At 62.0% G+C, this 21184-nt stretch carries 24 protein-coding genes and 1 tRNA gene; 11 read left to right on the forward strand and 14 right to left on the reverse strand.

The features are described 5' to 3' along the window. Nucleotides 1-20 precede the first annotated feature (20 nt). Nucleotides 21-650, reverse strand: coding sequence for a hypothetical protein (locus EN869_RS14840; RefSeq protein ID WP_128334335.1), 630 nt, complete (start codon nucleotides 648-650; stop codon nucleotides 21-23). 5 nt (nucleotides 651-655) lie between these two features. Then, the gene (locus EN869_RS34410; RefSeq protein WP_189384637.1) at nucleotides 656-814 is read right to left on the reverse strand and encodes a hypothetical protein; all 159 of its coding nucleotides are present in this window, start codon (nucleotides 812-814) and stop codon (nucleotides 656-658) included. Nucleotides 815-1453: 639 nt separating this feature from the next. On the opposite strand from EN869_RS34410, the gene EN869_RS34415 reads away from it, so the two are divergent. From EN869_RS34415 to EN869_RS14850, 3 genes are all read left to right on the forward strand, one after another. Beyond that, a complete protein-coding gene (locus EN869_RS34415) occupies nucleotides 1454-1609 on the forward strand; it encodes a hypothetical protein (protein WP_189384639.1) in 156 nt (51 codons plus the stop codon). A gap of 147 nt (nucleotides 1610-1756) precedes the next feature. Further along, nucleotides 1757-2425: a recombinase family protein gene (locus EN869_RS14845; RefSeq protein WP_128334334.1), complete on the forward strand. Its 669-nt coding sequence runs from the start codon at nucleotides 1757-1759 to the stop codon at nucleotides 2423-2425. Between the two features lie 96 nt (nucleotides 2426-2521). Next, entirely contained in the window at nucleotides 2522-3058 is a 537-nt protein-coding gene (locus EN869_RS14850) for a YfbU family protein (RefSeq protein ID WP_128334333.1), read from the forward strand. 527 nt (nucleotides 3059-3585) lie between these two features. On the opposite strand, the gene EN869_RS14855 is transcribed toward EN869_RS14850, so the two are convergent. The 5 genes from EN869_RS14855 to EN869_RS14875 form a co-directional block, all read right to left on the reverse strand. Continuing rightward, nucleotides 3586-5691 (reverse strand): AAA family ATPase, encoded by a 2106-nt coding sequence (locus EN869_RS14855; RefSeq protein WP_128334332.1) that lies wholly within the window; start codon nucleotides 5689-5691, stop codon nucleotides 3586-3588. A 103-nt stretch (nucleotides 5692-5794) separates the two neighbouring features. Continuing rightward, nucleotides 5795-6181, reverse strand: coding sequence for a hypothetical protein (locus EN869_RS14860; RefSeq protein ID WP_128334331.1), 387 nt, complete (start codon nucleotides 6179-6181; stop codon nucleotides 5795-5797). Continuing rightward, nucleotides 6182-6745, reverse strand: a complete 564-nt coding sequence (locus EN869_RS14865; protein ID WP_128334330.1) for a hypothetical protein — start codon at nucleotides 6743-6745, stop codon at nucleotides 6182-6184. It abuts the gene before it with no gap. Next, on the reverse strand, nucleotides 6703-6951 hold the full coding sequence (locus tag EN869_RS14870; protein WP_128334329.1) for a hypothetical protein: 249 nt from the start codon (nucleotides 6949-6951) through the stop codon (nucleotides 6703-6705). The genes EN869_RS14865 and EN869_RS14870 overlap by 43 nt, the downstream gene beginning before the upstream one ends. Beyond that, nucleotides 6948-7175, reverse strand: a complete 228-nt coding sequence (locus EN869_RS14875; protein ID WP_128334328.1) for a hypothetical protein — start codon at nucleotides 7173-7175, stop codon at nucleotides 6948-6950. The genes EN869_RS14870 and EN869_RS14875 overlap by 4 nt, the downstream gene beginning before the upstream one ends. Before the next feature lie 444 nt (nucleotides 7176-7619). Here EN869_RS14875 and EN869_RS14880 point away from each other — a divergent pair, with 444 nt between their 5' ends. Beyond that, entirely contained in the window at nucleotides 7620-8198 is a 579-nt protein-coding gene (locus tag EN869_RS14880; RefSeq protein WP_128334327.1) for a hypothetical protein, read from the forward strand. A gap of 229 nt (nucleotides 8199-8427) precedes the next feature. Here EN869_RS14880 and EN869_RS14885 read toward each other — a convergent pair whose 3' ends face one another. The 4 genes from EN869_RS14885 to EN869_RS14900 all read right to left on the reverse strand — a co-directional run bounded on the left by EN869_RS14885 (nucleotide 8428) and on the right by EN869_RS14900 (nucleotide 10651). Further along, nucleotides 8428-8574, reverse strand: coding sequence for a hypothetical protein (locus EN869_RS14885; RefSeq protein ID WP_245517766.1), 147 nt, complete (start codon nucleotides 8572-8574; stop codon nucleotides 8428-8430). A gap of 179 nt (nucleotides 8575-8753) precedes the next feature. Further along, nucleotides 8754-9050: a hypothetical protein gene (locus EN869_RS14890; RefSeq protein ID WP_128334325.1), complete on the reverse strand. Its 297-nt coding sequence runs from the start codon at nucleotides 9048-9050 to the stop codon at nucleotides 8754-8756. Nucleotides 9051-9123: 73 nt separating this feature from the next. Next, nucleotides 9124-10386 carry an integrase arm-type DNA-binding domain-containing protein gene (locus tag EN869_RS14895; RefSeq protein ID WP_128334324.1) on the reverse strand — a complete coding sequence of 421 codons (1263 nt, stop codon included), beginning with the start codon at nucleotides 10384-10386 and terminating at the stop codon, nucleotides 9124-9126. Between the two features lie 175 nt (nucleotides 10387-10561). Continuing rightward, nucleotides 10562-10651, reverse strand: a tRNA-Ser gene (locus tag EN869_RS14900). A gap of 562 nt (nucleotides 10652-11213) precedes the next feature. On the opposite strand from EN869_RS14900, the gene EN869_RS14905 reads away from it, so the two are divergent. The 7 genes from EN869_RS14905 (at nucleotide 11214) to EN869_RS14935 (ending at nucleotide 18879) form a co-directional block, all read left to right on the forward strand. Next, on the forward strand, nucleotides 11214-12479 hold the full coding sequence (locus tag EN869_RS14905) for a septal ring lytic transglycosylase RlpA family protein (RefSeq protein ID WP_127226512.1): 1266 nt from the start codon (nucleotides 11214-11216) through the stop codon (nucleotides 12477-12479). A 131-nt stretch (nucleotides 12480-12610) separates the two neighbouring features. Beyond that, nucleotides 12611-13789, forward strand: coding sequence for a D-alanyl-D-alanine carboxypeptidase family protein (locus EN869_RS14910; protein ID WP_127226513.1), 1179 nt, complete (start codon nucleotides 12611-12613; stop codon nucleotides 13787-13789). A 72-nt stretch (nucleotides 13790-13861) separates the two neighbouring features. Beyond that, nucleotides 13862-14536, forward strand: a complete 675-nt coding sequence (tmk, locus tag EN869_RS14915; protein ID WP_127226562.1) for a dTMP kinase — start codon at nucleotides 13862-13864, stop codon at nucleotides 14534-14536. Beyond that, nucleotides 14533-15588 carry a DNA polymerase III subunit delta' gene (locus tag EN869_RS14920; protein ID WP_127226514.1) on the forward strand — a complete coding sequence of 352 codons (1056 nt, stop codon included), beginning with the start codon at nucleotides 14533-14535 and terminating at the stop codon, nucleotides 15586-15588. Before tmk ends, EN869_RS14920 begins: the two co-directional genes overlap by 4 nt. A gap of 127 nt (nucleotides 15589-15715) precedes the next feature. Next, the gene (metG, locus tag EN869_RS14925; RefSeq protein ID WP_127226515.1) at nucleotides 15716-17260 is read left to right on the forward strand and encodes a methionine--tRNA ligase; all 1545 of its coding nucleotides are present in this window, start codon (nucleotides 15716-15718) and stop codon (nucleotides 17258-17260) included. Further along, complete coding sequence (locus tag EN869_RS14930) at nucleotides 17260-18054, forward strand: TatD family hydrolase (RefSeq protein ID WP_127226516.1); 795 nt, start codon at nucleotides 17260-17262, stop codon at nucleotides 18052-18054. The genes metG and EN869_RS14930 overlap by 1 nt, the downstream gene beginning before the upstream one ends. Before the next feature lie 3 nt (nucleotides 18055-18057). Then, nucleotides 18058-18879 (forward strand): MBL fold metallo-hydrolase, encoded by an 822-nt coding sequence (locus EN869_RS14935; protein WP_127226517.1) that lies wholly within the window; start codon nucleotides 18058-18060, stop codon nucleotides 18877-18879. A gap of 259 nt (nucleotides 18880-19138) precedes the next feature. On the opposite strand, the gene EN869_RS14940 is transcribed toward EN869_RS14935, so the two are convergent. The 3 genes from EN869_RS14940 to EN869_RS14950 all read right to left on the reverse strand — a co-directional run bounded on the left by EN869_RS14940 (nucleotide 19139) and on the right by EN869_RS14950 (nucleotide 21062). Then, complete coding sequence (locus EN869_RS14940) at nucleotides 19139-19699, reverse strand: lysozyme inhibitor LprI family protein (protein WP_167507039.1); 561 nt, start codon at nucleotides 19697-19699, stop codon at nucleotides 19139-19141. A gap of 76 nt (nucleotides 19700-19775) precedes the next feature. Then, nucleotides 19776-20183, reverse strand: coding sequence for a hypothetical protein (locus tag EN869_RS14945; protein ID WP_127226519.1), 408 nt, complete (start codon nucleotides 20181-20183; stop codon nucleotides 19776-19778). 3 nt (nucleotides 20184-20186) lie between these two features. Continuing rightward, a complete protein-coding gene (locus EN869_RS14950; protein WP_127226520.1) occupies nucleotides 20187-21062 on the reverse strand; it encodes an aldose 1-epimerase family protein in 876 nt (291 codons plus the stop codon). Between the last annotated feature and the right edge of the window lie 122 nt (nucleotides 21063-21184).

Here is a 21184-nt window from a genome sequence, read left to right on the forward strand (position 1 = left end):
TGGTCTCGGCGTGCCATGTGTCAGACCTCCAGCCTTGAGACGAGTTCGGCGCCAGAGCGCTGAACACGTTCGGAGATCGTCGCCAAGTTGGAGCGACCTTGATCATCGAGCCGGCCTTTTGGATTGAAGGTGAAGAGGAAGCCGAACGCGCCGCAGGCCCGCAGTGAGGCGTCGATGCCGACGCGGATGCTTTCGTGGCCATCGACCGCCGCGCGGGGCAGCCCGACTGTGGAAGCTGCCACCTGCAAATCGGTGGTCGCGGCGCTGAGTTCGTTGGCCGCCGCTGCCAACTTGGCGATAAGATCGTCGACGCGCTGTGCGGCCTTCAACTGGAGGCCCACCTGGGCGCGGAAAGCGTCGACCTTCGCGGCACGCTCGGCTGCGGCGCGGGCTGCTTCGGTTTCGGCCGCGATAGCGGCGCGGCGCTCATGCAGCGCGGCCAGATGTTCCTCACTGAAAGCCTGATCGGCGGAAAGCTCGGCCAGTTGACTGCGCAGTTCGCGGGCCTTGGCGTCGGTGCCGTTGGAAATGAGCCGGTCGCGAATGCTGGTGCGGAGCTGCTTGACCTTTGATGCCAGGGCGATGGCGCCCGATCGTGCCTTCTCGATACTGGCGTCAAGCCCTTCAAGGGTCGTGAATTGGTCGGACATCGGCGTCACTCCTCGCTGCCGGCTTCGGCCAGGGCTTCAAGGATGGCTTCCGCCTCCACGAGATCGGCATTCAGCCGTGCGAAGCGCTCAGGGCTCTGGAACTGCGCCAGCTCGGCTTTGAGGTGATTGACGCGGTTCGCCGCGTCGGCGGTTTCGATAGGCACGAATTCATCCTTTCGGGTCGGCGCGCGCATGGCGCGCGAAAAAAAGTTATGCATCTATTGTAACACAGGAATATTGGCGACATGAAGGCGGTTACTGCATCGATACAGTATAGATATAAATAGCAATTGTTTGATGTAGCTCGATACGCATCGATTTCTCAGTATAGGCAGCGGAAAAATCTTAGCCGGGCGCGAGGCGCGGTTGCGTGAGGAAGGGCTAGGGTTGGCCGCCCGCGCGAGGGCCGCCGGAGAGCCTGGTAGGAGTTGCCCGCGCGCGAGGCCGGCTGGTGGTGCCTGGTCGGCTTGAAGGTGGGAGGACCGTGGGCGGGGAAGGGCAGCGGCGGCCCGCGCGCGAGGCGGCGAAATTTCTCACGCGACCCCAGCGCGATTTATCTACGGGGGTATGCAGGTTTGCCGGGTCGAGTTCGATTTCTTGGCCCCACCCCCAGGGTACTCTCCCGCTCCTCGATAAGCATTCCTTGCCGAATATTACAATTGTTGCAGTTACTGATTGACAACTTGGTGGTTAGATTATCGCATCGCGGTACGAAACTATCAGTATTTACAGCATTTATATTTTCGGTATGATCATATCACCTTGGCGCAATCAAGCAGCCGAGCCAACACACGGAGTAAATTATGCGCATCGGTCACATCGAATTGAGTTTTGGCGTCGAGCCCCGCGAAAATGCCTGGCTGTTCGGCAGCAGCTTTCCCTATGGTTTCAACGTCAATCGGCAATACCGCGAAGCGCTGTTGCAGCTCGGCCGTCGCAGTTGGCTGTTGACTTGGTAAGCCGTCGACCGCCTCGCCGGATCGTCAAGCCCCGCTTCGGCGGGGCTTTGTCGCGTTTCAGGAGCGTTGACGCTGTACCTAATTCTCAAGTATAATGTACAGATGTTCGGCTCAACGCCTTGCAGGTCAAGGCTTAAGATCAAGAGAATGATCACGGCAGTTGCTTATCTGCGTACCTCGTCGCGGACCAATGTCGACGGGGATAGCGCGCCGCGGCAGCGACAGGCGATCGGGGAATATGCCAGAGGTCACGGGATAGAGGTCGTCCGGGAATTCCACGACGCGGCAGTGAGTGGCGCGGACCCGATCGACACGCGGCCTGGCTTCCAAGCGCTGCTAGAATATCTCGCCGGCAATGGCGCCAGGGTGATCTTGATCGAGAACGCCAGCCGGTTCGCGCGTGACCTTGCGGTGCAGCTGGCGGGCCACAAGCTGCTACAACGGCTGGGCTATGAGCTGATCCCGGTCGACGCCCCTAACCACTTCACTGACGACACGCCGACCGCCGCAATGGTCCGCCAGATACTAGGGGCTGTAAGCGAGTTCGAGAAGGCTCAATTGGTGGCGAAGCTGCGCGGCGCGCGGGACAGGGCTTCCAAGGCCGCAGGGCGGCGTGTGGAGGGCAACCACGGCTATCGCGTGTCGAGCCCCGACTTGATCCGGGAAGCCAAGCGGTTGGCCCGCAAGAGCCCGAAAACGGGATCGCGGCGGAGCTTGCGGGAGATAGCGGCAGAGCTGGCGAAGCTCGGACATGTTACTGCGTCCGGGCAACCGTTTTCGGCTTCCCAAGTGCAGCGGTTGATTGATGTGGGATAAAGGCTTGGCGATGGGACAGAATAGATGGACTTCCCGCCTCAGACATGAGATTTCGATTGCGGCTCGTTGTTGGGCCGGAAACGCTGAGGTTGCGAAATGGTTGATCTGAATTTTAGCCCTGAACAACGGCTCATTATTGCTCTGCTTTGCGACTTGTACAAAGAGCCGGCAAAACGGGAGCTCGATCCTGGTTTTATTATGGAGGCGATCTACGGCGGCCACGACTGGGCAATTGACTGGCAATATGGCGGGGTATTCCCCGAGCGGTCGGACAAGCGCAGCGACGTGTCGTACGTCGTCGACGTGCTGGATATGTGGACGTTTATCGAGCGCGGCTTTGACACGTTGGATGCTGCCGGCAAGGCCAAGGTGCAGGCCGGTGTGGCGCACATCGGCCAGGGGCCGAAGTTCCTCGGCTTCGATGGGAACAACGAAACCACTTCGATCGGCATCGCAAACATGCTCGTTGACAAGATGGGGCGCTTCGCGGCGTTCAAGGGTCGCGACTTGAACTCGCACAGTCCTACCGAGGATCGCTACCGGCAGATGTTGGACAGGTGGCTGCCGATCCGGCCAGGCCTACATGCGCGCGAGCTTAACGCCGACGAGATCATTCACATCTTGTCGCGGTAATAAGCCCGACCCAACGGTTTAGACATTCCATTTCGTCGAAAAACGGAATGCCCGTTCCTGCACGTGCGCGGTATGCGGTTTAAATCAGGGTGAGGTTTTATAGCCAGTGCTATACTTTGGGCTTCTCGGGCTCTCCGCCCTTCCGCGGCTTCGCCGTCTCGGTTGCACGCTACCGCGCCTATTCCTCCTTCGCCGCGCTGTCGACCTCTTGTTGCCGAAGCGGCGATTTTGAACTCGACAGCCACGGTTAGGGGCGGACGTAGCGCCCGGCACCCAGCCGGGGGCGCGTGCGGAACGCCCCCAGGGGGTATGGGGGATATGCACGCGCAACGTTCCGCAGTCGTTCCGCAAGCGTTCGTAGCTCTCTAAGCCACTGTGCCGTAACGGTTTTCTGCCTTGACCGCGAAATGGATGCGGAACGCCTGCTGAACGCGTTCCGCAGAGCGTTCGTAGTTAGATTTAGATCCGTTTTCATAGCTTTACATCGATGTGCAGAACGCCATTCAGGGCGTTCCGCATAGTTGAAATCAGGCCGCATCGGCGATCGGCGCCGGTCCTGCGGCGAGCTGCCTTTGAACCCTGGTCCCTGTTCCGACAGTGGCCACGTGGATTTTGTCCTCGGCGAAAAGCTGGTTCATCGCATCTTTGAAGCGGTCCTTGCTTACGGCGTGCGGGCGGCTCTTGTCATCGGCGAACACGCTCGGGGCGTAGTTGCGGCCCGGCTTGTCGCTGACGATCCGCTTCGATTTCGCGTAAGCGTCCAAAAGCTCAAGGAACATTTCCTCTGCCTGGCGCGCGTCATCGCCCTTGGCCTCCGCCGTCTTGATGCCGCCCTCGAAAACGCCGTTCACCCACCGCAGATTTATAGTCGAACCGACAGGCCCGTTGTTCACCTTTTTGGTCGTGAGGACGCGGCTGTCCGTATCATTGGGATCGTCGCGGAACATCGACAATCGCGAGCGGACGGAATTGTGCCACGCCGTCGAGCCCGATGACCCGGAGGCTGCGTTGATGCCGCCAGTGTCGAGGCCGGCGCGGCTCGGGTGCGCATTGACGATAAGGGCGAGCTCGTGAGCGCTGGCCGGCGCGCGAAGCTGATGGATGAAAGCGCGCGCCTGGCTGCGGACGTTCTCATTGCCTGAGAACACATCGGACAGGGTGTCGAGCACGACAAGGGCCGGCTTGAAGGTGTCGATCCTGGCGACAAGCTTGCGCCAGAGTTTTGTCGGCTTGATCCTCTCGGCGTCCCTGGCGACTGCCAGCTCCGGGTCTTCGCCCACGAGAGAAACGATCTCCAGGCCGGCGGCTTTAAGCTCGCTGATGGAAACGCCTTCACGGCTGGCGACACTGGCAAGGCGGTTGTGCAGCACCTTGGCATTATCCTCCGCCGTTATGTAGATGACGCGGCCCCGCCGCACCGGAAGCCCGAACCATACGCGGCCAAGGACGCTAGAGGCGGCGAGCTGCAACATTGTCAGGCTCTTGCCGACACTGCCGTCGCCGTAGAACATCGTAACGTCGTCGCCCGGCACCCAATCCTTGACGTGCCACGGCAGTTCCGGCACCGGCATGCCGGACATCGCGTCGAGGTCGAGGGTGCATCTTGCCAGGACATCATCGTCCCGCTTGCCGTCGTTGTCGTTGGCCGCCTCGGCGAGCGAGTTTAGGTCCGAGAAATCATCCGGCAGCACGTCGAACTGCACGGCCACACTGTCGGCGCCGAATGCATTCTCGCAGCCGTCGTACCACTCGGGCATCTTCTTCTCCAATTCGTCCCGCTCCCAAGGATAGTGCGGCAGGCGCGGATTGATTTCCTGGTCGAACAACGCGATGGCCGTGGAGGTCGTGATGCCGAAGTCCGAAAGCTTGCGCGCCAGGTTCATCGCGTTGTTATAGCCGTCGATGTCCTGCGCCTCGGCCAGGTAGTCGCGGGCGGCAGCGATGTCGGTCGGATCGTCGCCGGGAACATCCGCGGCCATGCGCGGCTTTGCAGCCGTATAGGCATTGGCAATGAGGTCGATGATCGGCTGGGGCAGGGGAAGGCGGGTGCCACCATTGGCTGTGACGCGGTAGACGCCGCCGGCCGGCGTCACAGAGCCTTCGCCGACGACATAGCCGCCCCTGGACTTCACATCGACGCCAGGTGCTAGGATGCTGCTGCTGCTTTTCACGGGATCACCGGTGAAGCGATAATGCTTCGACCCGCTCGGCGTCTGGATTGTCTCCGTCTCATCGAGATAGTGAGCGTGGTCGCCCAGCCAGGTGCGCAGATTGGCATCGCCGTCGATGCCCGGCTTCTGGTCGGTGTCGAAGACGACCCAGCCCGACGCCTCGGTCGCTATGCCGATGCCAAGCCCAGGACGGGCAAAGAAACGAGCGATCCGCTCATGCTCGCCCGTGGCTTTCTCCGGCCAGCCTTTCACCGCCGGCACCTTGCGGGCTTTACCGCTGGTATCCTTGATGAAACGCATCGGGAAGACGCGACCGCCCTGCTTGGCGATGTCCAGAGCGAGCCGCCTGGTGTGCTTAGCCAGCGCCTCCGGGGAGAGCTTGCTGGCAGGAGAAACCGGTTGCGATTTGCTATCGGAAGCTTGAACTTTCGATGCAGATGCATTAATCTCTTGGGTAGGCATTTTCGTACTTTCTGTCTCGGCCCGGATCGCTGTTTTCCTCGGCAGCTCCGGGCCTTTCTATTTCAGGGACGGGTTTGCTTCGCCTCCGTCCAATGTGCGGCCTTCACTCCAAGCCAATGAACCTCAGATAGAATTTGTTCGTCCGATCATCCGTCGACCTGGCGAAGTGCTGCTGCCAGTGCCGCGGCAACTCGGCGAAGCCGTTGCGACGCGTGACGCCTACTGCGCCCGCCGCGATGGCTGCCGCCTCGCGAGACGCGCCCGTGGCATCGACGGAGCGCCGGAGAGCATCGACGGCAACCGGGCCGCCGCGCAGCCTTTCGATCAGCAGCATGCCTGCCTCGGTCACCTGGTCCTCCAGGCTGGCCGCGGCCACATTCGGACGGGGCTGTGGCTGCTCCAGGGGGCGAAGCTGATGCTGGGGCGCGGTTGTCGTTTGATGCGGCCGAAGACGCGCAGACGCCGCCGCGAACGATATGACCTGACCCATTTATGCAGCCTCCTTTTTGTCGGTAATGCCTATGGCCGGCTGAGCTTCCATGCCGATCTGCCACATGTAGAATTTGCTCTGCGCCTCCTCTGTGATCGCCGCGATGGCCGCGTCCTCTGCCGCGATCACAGCGTCGATCGCCGCACGCTCTGCGGACCACTTCGCAAGGTCGATCGCTTCGAAAATGGGGCCGTTCTTTTTCGGCGGGAACAAGCGCTGCCTGACAGCCTTCCGCCGGTCCTGCCGCGCCCGATGCTCGCGCATATTGTCGGCGCTCCAGGCCAACTCCTCGCGGTCGTAGCCAGGGCAATGGCGCTCCAGGGCGACAGTGATGGCGGCCAGGAATTGTTCAACATCGACCCAAGTCTTATCGACCATGTGGAGGGGCCAATCGTAGTGGCCAGTGCCCTGGCCGCTGCCGCGGCGCTCCTCCAGCCGATCGGCCGCGATGAAGTACCAGCCATCGCCGGTCATCCCGTCGCCGGTCACGACCCACTGGCCGCTGTGATACGGTTTCTGTTTCATGCTGCATTCCTTTCTGTTGAGGCCAGTGTCCAGGTCCATTCGCCGTCGCTGTTCCGGGCCGCGATGATGCCGTTGATCGGCTTGAACCGTGCCCGCAGCACGTGGCGCCACTTATGGCCGGACTGTATGGCGCTGCGCAGTATGCTCGGGAGGCTCATAGGCTTGGCGTTGTCGACGAGGTAACCGACAAGCCACAGCTCGGCGGCTGCTACCTCGGCCGCCGTGATGTCGGGGGCGGGGCTCATGCCGCCACCGCCTCGGCCACCTTGGCCAGGTAGCGATCGAGCTTCCAGACCATCAGGTCTGACATGCGGTAGCCTGAGTGGCCCGCGACCTTTGTTACCCTCGGCCCGCGGCCTTGGGATTTGAGGTTGTAGAGGGTGTTGGGGTGCTTGAAGCCAAGGTAAATCAGTGCTTCCTTGTGGCCCAGCAGAGGATCACCCTCGTCGGTGAAGATGTGAGGTGCCACGGTCGGCGCTCCTTACACGGGTCTGCCGAAGCGCGTAACCGCTTCGGCAGTGCGTTTAAACGATGTGTGGGGGTCCTATCCGATAAGGCAGCGCTCTTTGACCCACTGCGGTCGTCGGCGGCTGGCGGGATAGGTGGCCAGGTGTTCGCCTTGCTCCCTGAATTTTAGGGCACAATTAGATTATCAAATCACGGCAGTGGAAACAATAGCGATCTGCGCGGTGTTGTTTTGTCTATAGTATCTGTTTCGGAAAATACTTCTAAATTTACCATCATCTGGCGCGTTATCAGGCACGCCATACTGCCATCACATTGACAATGCTGCAGAAAACCATTTCACGCCGCCGCTGGTCGCACGCTGGCCGTAAAATAGCGCTGGCGATGGGCCTTCCCTTTGTTCGATCTTCCGCTAATCCTTTTGTGCCGCGATGTGGGGGTTGAGCCAATGGCGCTGGGCTACGAGCATTACGTCAAACTCGTAAGGGGTAGGGAACGGCAACTCAAAAAGCACTCTGCCCAGATCGGCCGGATGTGCACCCTTTGGAGCAGTTTGGAGTTAGACGTTGCGGTCTTCCTCACCATAATTGTCTCTTTCCCCGATGCACCTAGCAAAAATGCCCTCATGGGATTGATGGAATTTAGAGATAAGCTGCATGCGCTTTTAGCTCTAGGCTTCGACAAAAAGCCGGACGACGGCTGGTACGACGAACTCGCCGATGTCATCAACCAAATTAACAACCCCATCCGACTGGAGCGCAATCGAATGGTCCACGATTTCTGGTACAGTTTTTCGCCAGAAGTTGGCGACGCTGAAATCAAGCGGGTCCAGATCAAACCGAAGGTCGTCAATGTACAGTCGAGGACCAAAAGGCTTGTGCTTGCCGACATGAAGCCCGTAAGTGCCACAGAAATTGCTCAGCTTTGCGACAAGATAATCGATGCTCACGCCAAGCTGTTGGTGCTCCAACACCGATACGAATGGCGCGGATCGCCTGGAGGGAAGGGAGGGGCTGATGCCGCGTGAAGGAAGCTATTTTTCCGCCGTTGCCGGTCGCGCGCTGGTCGCCAACGCCCGCGTTCCATTTGATCGGCCCCGGTAAAGGGGTTAAAATACCGCTATGCATCCATTTGGAACCGACCGAGAGCTTGCCGAGAGCGCTCTACGCCTCATCGGTCGCACTCGTGCCGAAGTCGCAGAAGCTAAGGCTGTGGTTGAGCAGTCGCGGCGGGCGCTCGAACGATCCAGCACGCGCCTACTTCGATCCCGCCCCAAACCAGCGAACGAAAGCCGCGTCCTTGCCGGTGATTTCCTTCACCGCCCTTAGCAGGGCCTCATGCAGATCGCCCAAGGCGCGGTAGTGGTCGCATTGCGTCGATATCAGCGGGGAAACGATGCTCAATCTCGACCTCTGAAAGCTGCTTTGGCTTGTTGCGTCTGACCATTGCGACCTCTCGCGAGAAATCGCCCCATCTAGGATAATAATCCTACATCGCCGCGTCGGTGTCTAGCGTGTTTAGACGCAACCCAGGCCGCGCTATATCGCGATGTCAATGTCCAGTAGCGAAGGTCGATCTAGCGTCAGTCAGCGGCAGTTTCTGGTTTAGGCTGGGCGCTCTTTTTCTGTCCTGTAGCTTCGTTATCTTTTCCGAAGGCATACCCCAGCGCCGCCGCAATGATGGTTGAAGCCTCGCCGGTGAGCTTGCCGTTGAGAGCGAGGAGACCAGCAACTGGTATCGAGATAGCAATCACGGTGAACCGGATATATTGCCAGCCTATGCCCTTGCTGCCCTTGAGCCGGTACCACAATCCGAGACCGATCACTAACGGTACTGAGAAAGCCAGAATTATCGAGATCGTACCCGAGACCCAATCCACATACGCCTCCCAAGCATTTCCCGGGTCAGCATATCGGAATAATCTGGTGCGACAACGTGTTCGCGGCGTGGCCTTAGCGTCTCGGCCCGGCGAGCAGATCGATAGCTGGCGCTGCACCCTCCAGGAGCAAGTCCGCCCACTCTTGCGCCAATTCCCGCCGCCGCTCCAGATGCTGGGCGCGGTTGTAGGCTGCCTCCACCTTGTCTTTCGGGACGTGGGCAAGCATGAGGTCCAACACCGGCTTGTCGACGGGGAAGCGCTCATTCATCAAGCTGGAAAAGGTCGACCGCCAGCCATGCGGAACGTGGTGGCCGTTGTAGCCGGCGCGATTGAGCAGGTAGCCCATCGCGTTCTCGCTCATCGGCTTGTGCGCGTGGCGAGCGTTGGGGAAGGCGAGGGGGCCGCGCCCGGTGAGCACGCGCAGCGCGTCGATCGCCTCCACGGTCTGCTTAGCCAGTGGCACCAGGAAGTCCCTAGCCTCGTCGTCCTTGTGCTGTAGCCGGAGCTTCATCCGCTCGGCGGGGATGTGCCAGAGCGGCTTGTGCGCGTCGAGGCCAGCCCACTCCGCCCAAGGCGTTGTCGCCAGCGTGCCAGGGCGCACGACAGTCAGCGCCAGGATGCGCAGCGCGAGCTTGGTGACGGGGTGCGACGGCTGCGCCTCCGCCTTGGCCAGCATTTCCTTGGCCGCCTCCAGATTGGTGATCGCCGGCTGCCGCCCTTTCTTCAAAGGCGCCATTGCCCCCTTGACGATGGCCGCCGGGTCGTTCGAGGCGCGGCCGGAGGCGATAGCATAGACGAAGATCGCCGAAACGCGCTGGCGGATGCGCCGAGCCGTCTCTTTCGCCCCGCGCTTCTCGATCGGCCGCAGCATCGCCAAGACTTCCGGCGCCGTGATTTCGGCGATCGGCAGGCTACCGATGATCGGGAACACCTCTTGCTCCAGGCTGTCGAGCACGTCTGCCGCGTGACGCTCGACCCATTGTGGCTTTTGCAGCTCATACCACTCACGGCCGATCGCTTCGAACGTGTTTGCCGTGCTCTGCACGTTGGCCAGCTTGGTGCGCTTTTTCACGACGCCAGGGTCGCGGCCGGTCTTCACAGTTGCGCGTGCTTCGTCTCGGGCAGCGCGCGCCGCAGCCAGGGTCAGGGCCGGCGGGCGGTCGCCGTAGTTGCCGAGAGTGAGCAGCTTCTCTTTGCCGCCGATCTCATATCGGTAGCGCCAGGATTTCAGGCCGGCAGGGCTGACGAATAGGTGCAGGCCGCCGCCGTCGACAAGCTTGTAAGGTTTGTCGGCTGGCTTGGCGCCGCGGCACTGCGCGTCGGTGAGCTTGGGCATATCGTCCTCCGAACCCCGGAATACCCGGTTCTTGCGGAGACGCTACCCGGTTTCATACCCGGCCGCAACGTCGATTGACTTCCAACGAAACCGATGGTTTTTCACGCCGATCGCTGGAAAGGTGAGTATTTTCAGCCGTTTGGAGTATCGATGCTAAACTAAATCGATGGCCACCTGGCGGAGGGAGTGGGATTCGAACCCACGGTGAACTTGCGCCCACGCCGGTTTTCAAGACCGGTGCCTTAAACCGCTCGGCCATCCCTCCATCGTGATTTTTCACGAGGCGCGCTTCGTTCCACCGACCGCAAAGCCGTGCCGGCAGGAACGTGAGCGCTCCATGCTCTAGTGCGCCGTGCGAAGATCTGTCAATCGCAGGAACGGTCCAATCATTGCTCGGGGGAACCGGGGCGGGCGGCTGGACGCCGGTTGATGCATTGACAATGCAGCCCAGAGGCTGCCAGTCTAAACGCGCTGGTACTTCCAAAAAGGGGAGATTATGAAGAAAATCTATGAGAAGCCTGTTCTGACGAAGCGCGAGAAGCTCTCGCAAGTCGTCGCCAACGGGTCGATACCGCGATAACAGTGGAAATTCGGTCCGACGCTTAAACGGTTTGACGGAGCGGCGCGGAAATCCACCGCCACCGCCGAGCCGCTCAAACAGCACTGCTTCTCAGCCCGCGCCATAATCTCGCCCTGTTGTGGCCATAATCGATTAACATCGTGATAAACAATTCCTGTGCACAAAGGGATTGGGGATCAAGGTGTTGCTGGCATTGGCGGACCTCTGGCTCCGTCGAATGGCAGGACGATAGGGGACAATCGAAAACATGCAGACTTCGGCGCGCCCGCGTCTTCGTCGCGCTTCTGCTTTCGCCCTGTGCGCCCTTTCGGGCCTGCTGCTGGCTGCCTGCGCCTCACAACCCGAGCCGAAGGGGATGGTCTACAAGAAGGCCCGCTCCAAGGAATATTTCGCCGAATCCGAATATGGCGTGAAGGCAAGCCCGCGCGTCCAGTTCATGCGCCGTGGCGGCGGCCGCGACCAGCTCGGCAAACCCTACCAGGTTCGCGGCAAGTGGTATTATCCGAAGGAAGACAAGAAGGGCTTCACCAAGGTCGGGCTGGCCTCCTGGTATGGCGATGCGTTTCATGGGCGTTTGACCGCCAATGGCGAAGTCTATGACATGACGCATCTGACGGCGGCGCATCCGACGATGCCGCTGCCGAGCTATGCCCGCGTCACTAATCTGGAGACCGGCAGTTCCGTGATCGTTCGTGTCAACGACCGCGGTCCCTATCATGAAGGCCGCATCATCGACGTCTCCGAGCGCGCGGCGCAGATGCTCGACTATGACAAGGTCGGCACGGCCAGGGTGAAGGTCGAATATGTCGGCCGCGCGCCGCTCGACGGCGATGATGATCAGTATCTGGTGGCCTCCTACCGCCCGGGCAATAATCGGCCGGATCCGTCGGACGGCCTGCCGACCGGCGTGATGGTGGCCATGAATGGCCCGTCGCCGAGCCTGTCGGTGGGAGCACCGCCGGCCGCCGTGCCGTTCCCTGGACAGTTGACCAATTCGGGGCAGACTTTCGCTACACAGCCGAGCGTCTCGGAGCAGCCGATCGTGCAACCGGCGGCATACTCGGTCGAGGGTGCCAGCGATGTCGCGCTGCCCGATTTCGGGCCGATCGTGCCGGAACGCCCGGACCTCACCTTGCCGCCGAACTCGCCCTTCGCCATAGCTTCGCTGTCCTATGCGGATGAGCGGGTGAAGGGCGCCGATGTCTTTGCCGCGCTCGACGCGGGCGGCATGTCGCCGGCCGACGTCCTGCAATCATGGCGGAATTCGAACCGCCAGGAGCAGGCTCCCGGATCCGACTACGTCGCCGCCGGTTCCTTCGACGAGGCCGCCGAGGCAAAGCGTGTGGCGGCGGCGCTCGAGCCGTTCGGTCGGACCGAGATCCAGCGCACGGAGCTTGACGGCAATGACTGGTATGCGGTCAATGTCTATCCGGACGGCCATGGCAGCATCGACGACCTGCTGCAGGCTGCGTGGTCGCATGGCGCGCCGGACGCGCTGGTTGTGCGTAACTGATCAAATTCTCGCTGTCCGTTGGTCCGGCGTCAAAAACCCTGATAGCTTGGCTGCGGGGTAGTCTTTGCGCAATTCCGGGGCGGAAAACCGCTCAGCGCCTTCCGGTTTTGCTCAGATCGGGTCGACATTTCATGCAGTTGCGCCGTTTTCCGCCTTTCGCCAGCCTTCTGGGATTGGTGCTGGTGCTGGTTTGCGCCATTCCGGCGAATGCGCAGCTGTTCGAGACCAAGGCAACACAAGCGTTCATGATCGATGCCGACACCGGCACGGTGCTCTTCGCCAAGGATCCCGACAGGCCGATACCGCCGGCCTCGATGGCCAAGCTGATGACGATGGAGGTGGTCTTCAACGCCATCAAGGCAAATCGCATCACGCTCGCCGATACGTTCGTCGTCAGCGAAAATGCCTGGCGCACCGGCGGCGCGCCGTCCGGTACCTCGACCATGTTCGCCAAGCTCAAATCCGAAGTGCGCGTCGAGGACCTGATCCAGGGCGTCACCGTGCAGGCCGCCAATGACGGCTGCATCGTGCTCGCCGAGGGCATGGCCGGCTCGGAGGCGAATTTCGCCGCGCAGATGACGGATCGCGCCCGCCAGATCGGCCTTTCGAAATCGACCTTTGTCAACTCGACCGGCCTGCCGGCCGACGGCCAGCAGACGACGGTGCGCGAGCTCACGATGCTGGCGCTGCATCTATGGCGCGATTATCCCGAGTTCTTCCACTATTACGGCCAGCCGGATTTCACCTGGAACAAGATCGCGCAGAGGAACCGCAATCCGCTGATCGCCATGGGCATCGAAGCCGACGGCTTCGTGGCCGGCGCCAGCGAGCAGGCGGGTTTCGGCCTGGTCGGCACCGTCAGCCACAACGGCATCCGCGTGATCGCGGCGCTTACCGGGCTGGCAAACGACCGCGAACGTTCCGAGGAGGCGCGCAAGCTGCTCGAATGGGGCTCGCGCTCCTTCCAGAAGACCGAGATTTTCGCCAAGGACGAGGTAATCGGCGAAGCGCAGGTCTTCGGCGGCGCCAAATCCGGTCTGGCCTTGAAAGCGAAGGGTCCCGTGGACATCTTTCTGCCGATCGCCAACCGCGACAAGCTGACCGCCAGGATCGTCTATCGGGGTCCGGTGTCGGCGCCGGTGGAGGAGGGGCAACCGGTTGGAGAATTGCGCGTTTGGATAGGGGACACGCTCAGTCAGCAGACACCACTCTATGCCGCCGAGTCGGTGAAGGTGGGCACGCTGCCGCAGCGTGCGCTCGATGCAGCCAAGGAACTCGCTGTCGGCTGGCTGCGACAGAAACATTTGTGAGCGGGCAAGTTCGTGGACCTTTTGTCGGACGGGAGCTATGACAGCGGCCAGCGCGGGCAAAGGCAGTCTCGATTGGCGAGCGGTTTTTTCATCACCTTCGAGGGCGGCGAAGGAGCAGGCAAGTCGACGCAGATCGAGCGGCTGGCGCGGCGCATGCGCGCCAAGAAATACGAGGTTCTGGTCACCCGCGAACCGGGTGGATCGCCCGGCGCCGAGGCCGTAAGGCACGTGCTTCTGTCAGGGGCCGCCGAGCCGTTCGGCCCGAAGATGGAAGCGATCCTGTTTGCTGCCGCGCGCTCCGACCATGTCGAGCAGGTGATCCGGCCGGCGGTCGAGCGCGGCTCGATAGTTTTGTGCGACCGCTTCATCGATTCCTCGCGCGTCTACCAGGGCGTCACCGGGGGCATCGATGCCGATTTCATGAAGGCGCTTGAAGCGGTGGCCATCAACGGCATGATGCCGGACATGACGCTGATCTTCGACATCGATCCCGTCGAAGGCCTGAAGCGCGCCACCGCCCGGCGCGGCGCGGGTGACGTCGCAGACCGCTTCGAGAAGGAGACCTTGGCCATTCACCGGCGTCGCCGCGAGGCCTTCCTGGCCATCGCCAAGGCGGAGCCGGAGCGCTGCGTCGTCATCGACGCTTCCGCCGATCCCGACACGGTGGAGAATGTCGTCACCGCCGCCGTCTTCGCGGCCCTGGAAGCGCGGATGCCGGCGCAGAAAAAGCAGACGGCGCCGGCATGATCTTCGAACGCATCGCCCCGGAACAGCACGACACGCTGGACGGCGTGCCCGAGCCGGCGGAAACGCCACGACTGATCGGCCACGCGTCGGCGGCAGGCATGCTTGCAGGCGCCTACCGCACCGGCAAGCTGCCGCATGCGCTGATTTTTGCCGGACCGCATGGCATCGGCAAGGCAACGCTCGCCTTCCACCTAGCGCACCATCTTCTGAAATATCCGGATTTCAGGACGGCACCCGAGACGCTTGCCGTTCCCGATCCGGCTTCCTCACTGTTTCGGCAGATCGCCACCGGGGCGCACCCGGGCGTGCTGCATCTGACGCGTCCGGCCAACGACAAGACCAAGAGTTTCAAGACGGTGCTGACCGTCGACGAGATCCGCAGGGTCAGCCGCTTCCTGTCGATGACCTCGCATGACGGCAGCTACCGCGTCGTCATCGTCGATCCGGCCGACGACATGAACACCAACGCCGCCAATGCCTTGCTCAAGAATCTCGAGGAGCCGCCGGCGCGCACTCTGTTCATTCTGATCGTGCACGCCCCGGGCAGCCTGCTGCCGACGATCCGCTCGCGCTGCCAGATGGTGCGGCTGGCGCCTTTGGCAGACGACGAGCTGATGGCGGTGCTGGAAAATGTCGAGCCGCCGCCGCCGGACGATCCCGCGGCGCGCGCAGCACTTGCCGAGCGGGCAGGGGGCAGCGCCCGCAATGCCATCCTGCTCACCCAATATGGCGGGCTGGAGATCGCCGGCGCCTTGGACACGCTGGTGGCGGCGAGGAAACCCGATATTGCCGGCGCCCACCGTCTTGCCGAGGCGGTGGCGGGACGCGATCAGGCGATCCAGTTCGACATCTTCAACCGCCGCGCGCTCGATTTGCTATCGGCCGCCGCCAGCGAAGCAGCCTTGTCCGGCGATCTCGGCAGGGCCAAAAACCTGTCGGAGGCTTGGCACGAGGCGGCGAACACGATATCTGAGGTGGAGACCTACAACCTCGACAAGAAGCAGCACGCCCTGACCATGATCGACCGCCTGAATTCTGCAATGCGAATGTGACGGCTCGTTCGATGCATGCCGTTGACCCACTTTCGGGCGGCATGCATTGGCCTCGGGATGGCAATCGACGTTCCGATGCGATATCCACCGCCACAACTCACATTCAGACATTCATGACGGTTCATTCATGTCACGCGACACATTCTACATCACGACCGCGATCTCCTACCCGAACGGCAAGCCGCATATCGGCCATGCCTATGAGCTGATCGCCACCGATGCGCTTGCCCGCTTCCAGCGGCTCGATGGCAAGGACGTCTTCTTCCTGACCGGCACGGACGAGCACGGCATCAAGATGCTGCAGACAGCGCGCAAGGAGGGCATCACGGCGCGCGAGCTCGCCGACCGCAACTCGGCCGAGTTCAAGCGCATGGCGAGCGCGCTCAACGCTTCCAACGACGATTTCATCCGCACCACTGAAGAGCGGCATTATGCGTCCTCCCAGGCGATCTGGAAGGCGATGGCCGCCAATGGCGATATCTACAAGGGCGGCTATGCCGGCTGGTATTCGGTGCGCGACGAGGCCTATTACGGCGAGGAGGAAACCGAGGTCCGCGCCGATAATGTGCGCTACGGCCCGCAGGGAACGCCTGTCGAATGGGTCGAGGAGGAGAGCTATTTCTTCCGGCTGTCGGCCTATCAGGACAAACTGATCGCGCTTTATGAAGGCCAGCCCGATTTCATCGGCCCGGCCGAGCGCCGCAACGAGGTGATGAGCTTCGTCAAATCGGGGCTGAAGGATCTGTCGGTCTCGCGCAGCACCTTCGACTGGGGCGTGCCGGTGCCGGGCGATGAGAAGCATGTGATGTATGTGTGGGTCGACGCCTTGACCAATTACATCACTGGCGTCGGCTATCCTAATGAAAATGATGAGAAATGGCGGTTCTGGCCTGCCGATGCGCACATCATCGGCAAGGACATCGTGCGCTTCCACGCCATCTATTGGCCGGCCTTCCTGATGTCGGCGGGGATCCCGCTGCCGAAGCGCGTCTTCGGCCACGGTTTTCTGTTCAACCGCGGCGAGAAGATGTCGAAGTCGGTCGGCAACGTCATCGATCCGTTCACGATGGTGGAGCACTATGGCGTCGACCAGGTGCGCTATTTCTTCCTGCGCGAGGTGCCGTTCGGCCAGGACGGCAACTACAGCCATGAAGCGATCGTCAACCGCACCAACGCCGACCTCGCCAACGGCCTTGGCAATCTGGCGCAGCGCTCGCTGTCGATGATTGCCAAGAACTGCGGCGGCATGGTGCCGAAGCGCGGCGAACTGACTGAAGCCGATACGGCGATCCTCGACCAGGCGATCGAGGCGCTGGCCGTCTCGCGCCGGACTATGGCGGAGCAGGGCATCCATCTGGCGCTGGCGGCAATCTTCGGCGTCGTTGCCGAAGCCGACCGCTATTTCGCTTCCCAGGAGCCCTGGGCACTGAAGAAGACCGACCCGGAGCGCATGGAAACGGTCTTGTGGACAACAGCTGAACTGGTGCGGCGGGTGACGGTGCTTTGCCAGCCCTTCGTTCCAGGATCGGCGGCCAAGCTGCTCGATCTTTTGGCCGTGCCCGCGGACAAGCGCGCCTTCGAGCACGTCCATGCCGACCACGCGTTGGTGCCCGGCACCGCCTTGCCGGCGCCGGAGGGCGTGTTCCCGCGCTATGTCGAGCAGAACGCCTGATGCTTGTCGACAGCCATTGCCATCTCGACTTTCCGGACTTCGCCGAGGAGCGGGCGGCTATCGTCGCCCGCGCCCTCGCCGCCGGGATCGGCCGCATGGTCACGATCTCGACGCGCGTCAAGCGTTTTCAGCAAATACTTGAAATCGCTGAAACTTTTAATGAAGTCTACTGCTCGGTCGGCACCCATCCGCACAATGCCGCGGAAGAACTGGACGTCACCGCTGACGAGCTGGTGCGGCTGTCCGGTCATCCCAAGGTGGTGGCGATCGGCGAAGCCGGGCTGGACTACTACTACGACAAGGCGCCACGCGATGCGCAGGCGCAAGGCTTTCGCACCCATATCGCGGCCGCGCGCCGGACCGGCCTGCCGCTGGTCATCCATTCACGCGATGCCGACGATCACATGGCGTCGATCCTCGAGGAGGAGACAGGGAAGGGCGCCTTCCCCTTCATTCTGCATTGTTTTTCGTCCGGGCGCAGGCTCGCCGAAGTCGGTGTGGCGCTGGGCGGCTACGTCTCCTTTTCGGGCATCCTGACCTTCAAGAACTCGAGCGAGTTGCGCGCCATCGCCGCTGACGTCCCGCGTGACCGGTTGCTGGTCGAGACCGATGCGCCTTACCTTGCGCCGATCCCGTATCGGGGAAAACGCAACGAACCCGCCTATGTGGCGAACACGGCGAAGGTGCTTGCCGAGACCATCGGCGTCAGCGAGGCCGAAATCGCCGATATCACCACCGGGAACTTCTTTAGGCTGTTCACCAAGATGCCGCGTCCGGCAATGGCGGCAGGCTGAGATATGGGCGACCGGCTGCGCTTCACCGTTCTTGGTTGCGGCTCATCGCCAGGCACGCCGCGCATCACCGGCGACTGGGGCAATTGCGATCCAGCCAACCCGAAAAATCGGCGCATGCGAACGGCGGCCCTGGTCGAGCGCATTGCCGCCAATGGCGCGCGCACCACGGTCGTCATCGACACCGGGCCGGATTTCCGCGAGCAGATGCTGATGGCTTCGGTCAGGCGCATCGACGCCGTCGTCTACACCCATCCGCATGCCGACCACATCCACGGCATCGACGATCTGCGCGGCTACGTGCATGACCAGCGGCACAGGATCGACATCCATGCCGATGAGCCGACGATGCGCCGGATGCGCGAGGCGTTCGGCTACTGCTTTGAGACGCCGCCTGGAAGCTCGTATCCGCCGATCGTCAAGGCCCACATCATCGACCACGCGACCCCGGTGATGATCGAAGGCGAGGGGGGCGCCCTCACCCTCCAGCCGCTGCCGCAGTTCCACGGCGACATCATTTCGCTAGGCTTCCGTATCGGCGGGCTTGCCTACTGCCCGGATATCAGCGGCTTCCCGGAGGCCACCGTCGAGCATTTGGGCAGTCTCGACGTGCTGGTGATCGACGCGCTGCAGTACAACACCCATCCCAGCCATTTGTCGCTCGGCCAGGCGCTGGGCTGGATCGAGAAACTGGCACCGACGAAAGCCGTGCTGACGCATATGCACGTGCCGCTGGACTACGCCCTGGTAATGGCCGAGACACCGGACCACGTGGTGCCGGCCTATGATGGTATGGCGATCGAAATTCCTTACGAGTCAGAGCGATAACGACGACTGCTCAGTTGGCATTGCAATCTCAACTACGAGATATTTAGGGACCCATCCGCAAGGGCGACGCCACTGCGTTCGGCGCAAGGGCTACGGGCACGTTGCTACGCGAGGCGCGCCAAAGCCCGCATCGATATCGCGAGATAAGTTCCATAATCTATCTTATGCGACTTACGGATGTGGGCTGCGGAGATGTCGAATGCCCGTTGTGCCGCGGTCTCAAGCGAGCGACCCTCGTGTCACACCTCTCGCTGCCCGGTCACTGCAGATCCGACAGCTCGTTATCGAGGATCAGCGCCTGCCGCGCCGTCGCGTCGAGCACGCAGCTGACGGTGATGTTGCTTTGACGATCGATATTCACGGTCTCGGCGGATGCTTCCGCCTTGCATCGCGCGTCGCGGTAGGCGATCCAGGCGCGCTGCATCTTGCGATAGCCGTCCCGTGCCTTGGGCGCGGCCTTGGCCATCAGCGCCGCATAGGTCGCGTTGAGACGGTCCTCCCACACGGCGACTTCGCGGTTGGCGCAATCGATCAATCCCAGCTGTGAGCGGCCGTCGTCGCTCTCGAAAGAGCACAGCTCGGTCACGTAGTTGACGCATGAGGCAGGCTCGTGTCCGGCGAGCTTGATGGCGTTGTCGATATGAATGGCGGGCGTCGGCGTATCGTTCACCCCGGGAACGTCGCCAGGAAAATCGCCGACATATTTCAGGCATTCGGCAAGTGCTGCCTTGTCCGAAGCCCGTAATTTCTCCCCGGCCGTTGCCGGCGACAAGGCGGAAAAGAGCAAACCGCACGCCGCCAACGTCCGAATGCCCCTCATCGCCGTGGCTCCCCATGCGCACCGATTTCTCGCATCGTGGCAGAATGCGGCCTTGGCAACAAGCTGTCCCGCCCCGTCAGAAAAACCCTTCGAGAAACAACGCCGCCCCGTCCGAGATGCCGACGATCTTGTTCGTCGCCTGGCGGTAGAATTTGAAGTTGAGCTCGGTCTCGGGCCGGCCGTCATTCCAATCCTTGAAGCGCTTGAGCTCATCGCGGCCCAACAGCTTCGTCGCAAGGACGGTCCGACGCACTGCAATGCTGACCCGCGGTGTCTGCCGTTCGAGATCGGGATGTCTGGGAACAGCCTCCGACGAGGTCACGATACCACGCGCGACGAGCCCCTGCCCACCTTCATTCTCGCTGGCGAAGAGGAAGATGACGTCACCTTCGGCGATTTGCTTGCCGCCATACATGGTTTTCTGGGCGAAGATGAATGTCTCCGCCCGCGGGTCCTCAATCTCGGCCTTGATGGCGTATGCCATGCTCTACGGTTCCCGGCTGAGGCCGATCCGGTAGCTCAGCACCCGCCGGCTGCCCGGCTCGATCAGCATGACGCCCGGCTTGTCGGCGAACTCGCCGTCGAAATCGACGGGACTGGCGATGCCATGCCATGGCTCGATGCACAGGAACGGCGCACCGCCGGGCTTGGACCAGATGCCCAGCTCGTTGAAACCCCGCCACGACATCTCGATCGCCGGTCCGCGCGCTGCGGCATAGCGCACGCTTGTGCTGGCCGGCCGGTCTAGGATGACGGCGTCGTCGTCGAACAGTTTTTCAGAGAGAGCGAGCGTCTTTCCCTCGATAGGTGTCGGTTGCGGGTCCGGCAGCAGCAGACCGTCTTTCAGGCGGCGGACGGGCGCCTGCTCACTATCGACGAAGGTCAGCCGATAGGCCTCCTTGGGCAGTTCCGGCAGCAGCGGCCAGTTGAACGCCGGATGCGCACCGATCGAGGCCGGCAGCGGCTCGTCGCCGGTATTGGCGATCTCGAAGGTGACGCCGAGCTGCCGGGGGGTCAGTTCGTAGCCAATGGCCAGGCGAAAGGCGAAGGGATAGTGCGACCGCGTTTCGGCGTCATCCGTCAGGACCAATGTGCAGGAGGTCGGCTCCTGCTCCGCCCAGGCAAAGTGCCGGTCGCGGGCAAAGCCGTGCTGTGTCATCGGATATGTCTGGCCGCGATGGCGCAGCTGATCGCCCTTCAGCCGGCCGACGATTGGAAACAGGACCGGCGAATGGCGCCGCCAGGCCGGCCCTGCCTGCCAGAGAAGCTCTGTGCCGTCGGCATCGCGCAGCGAGACCAGTTCAGCCCCCTGCCCGACGATGGTCGCCGAGATGCCGTCAGCTTGAAGCGTCACCTGTTCCATTGCGTCCTCGCGGCTGGCTGGTTTGGCCGGCAGGCTAGCAAAAGGCCGCGCGCGAACTCAAGCGCGGCAGGCAATCGCACCTTGGTCGTGGACCCCTTGATGAACAGTCGACAAAAAATGGC

It is taken from the genome of Mesorhizobium sp. M2D.F.Ca.ET.226.01.1.1, from assembly GCF_004022705.2.
In the GTDB taxonomy this organism is placed as follows: domain Bacteria; phylum Pseudomonadota; class Alphaproteobacteria; order Rhizobiales; family Rhizobiaceae; genus Mesorhizobium.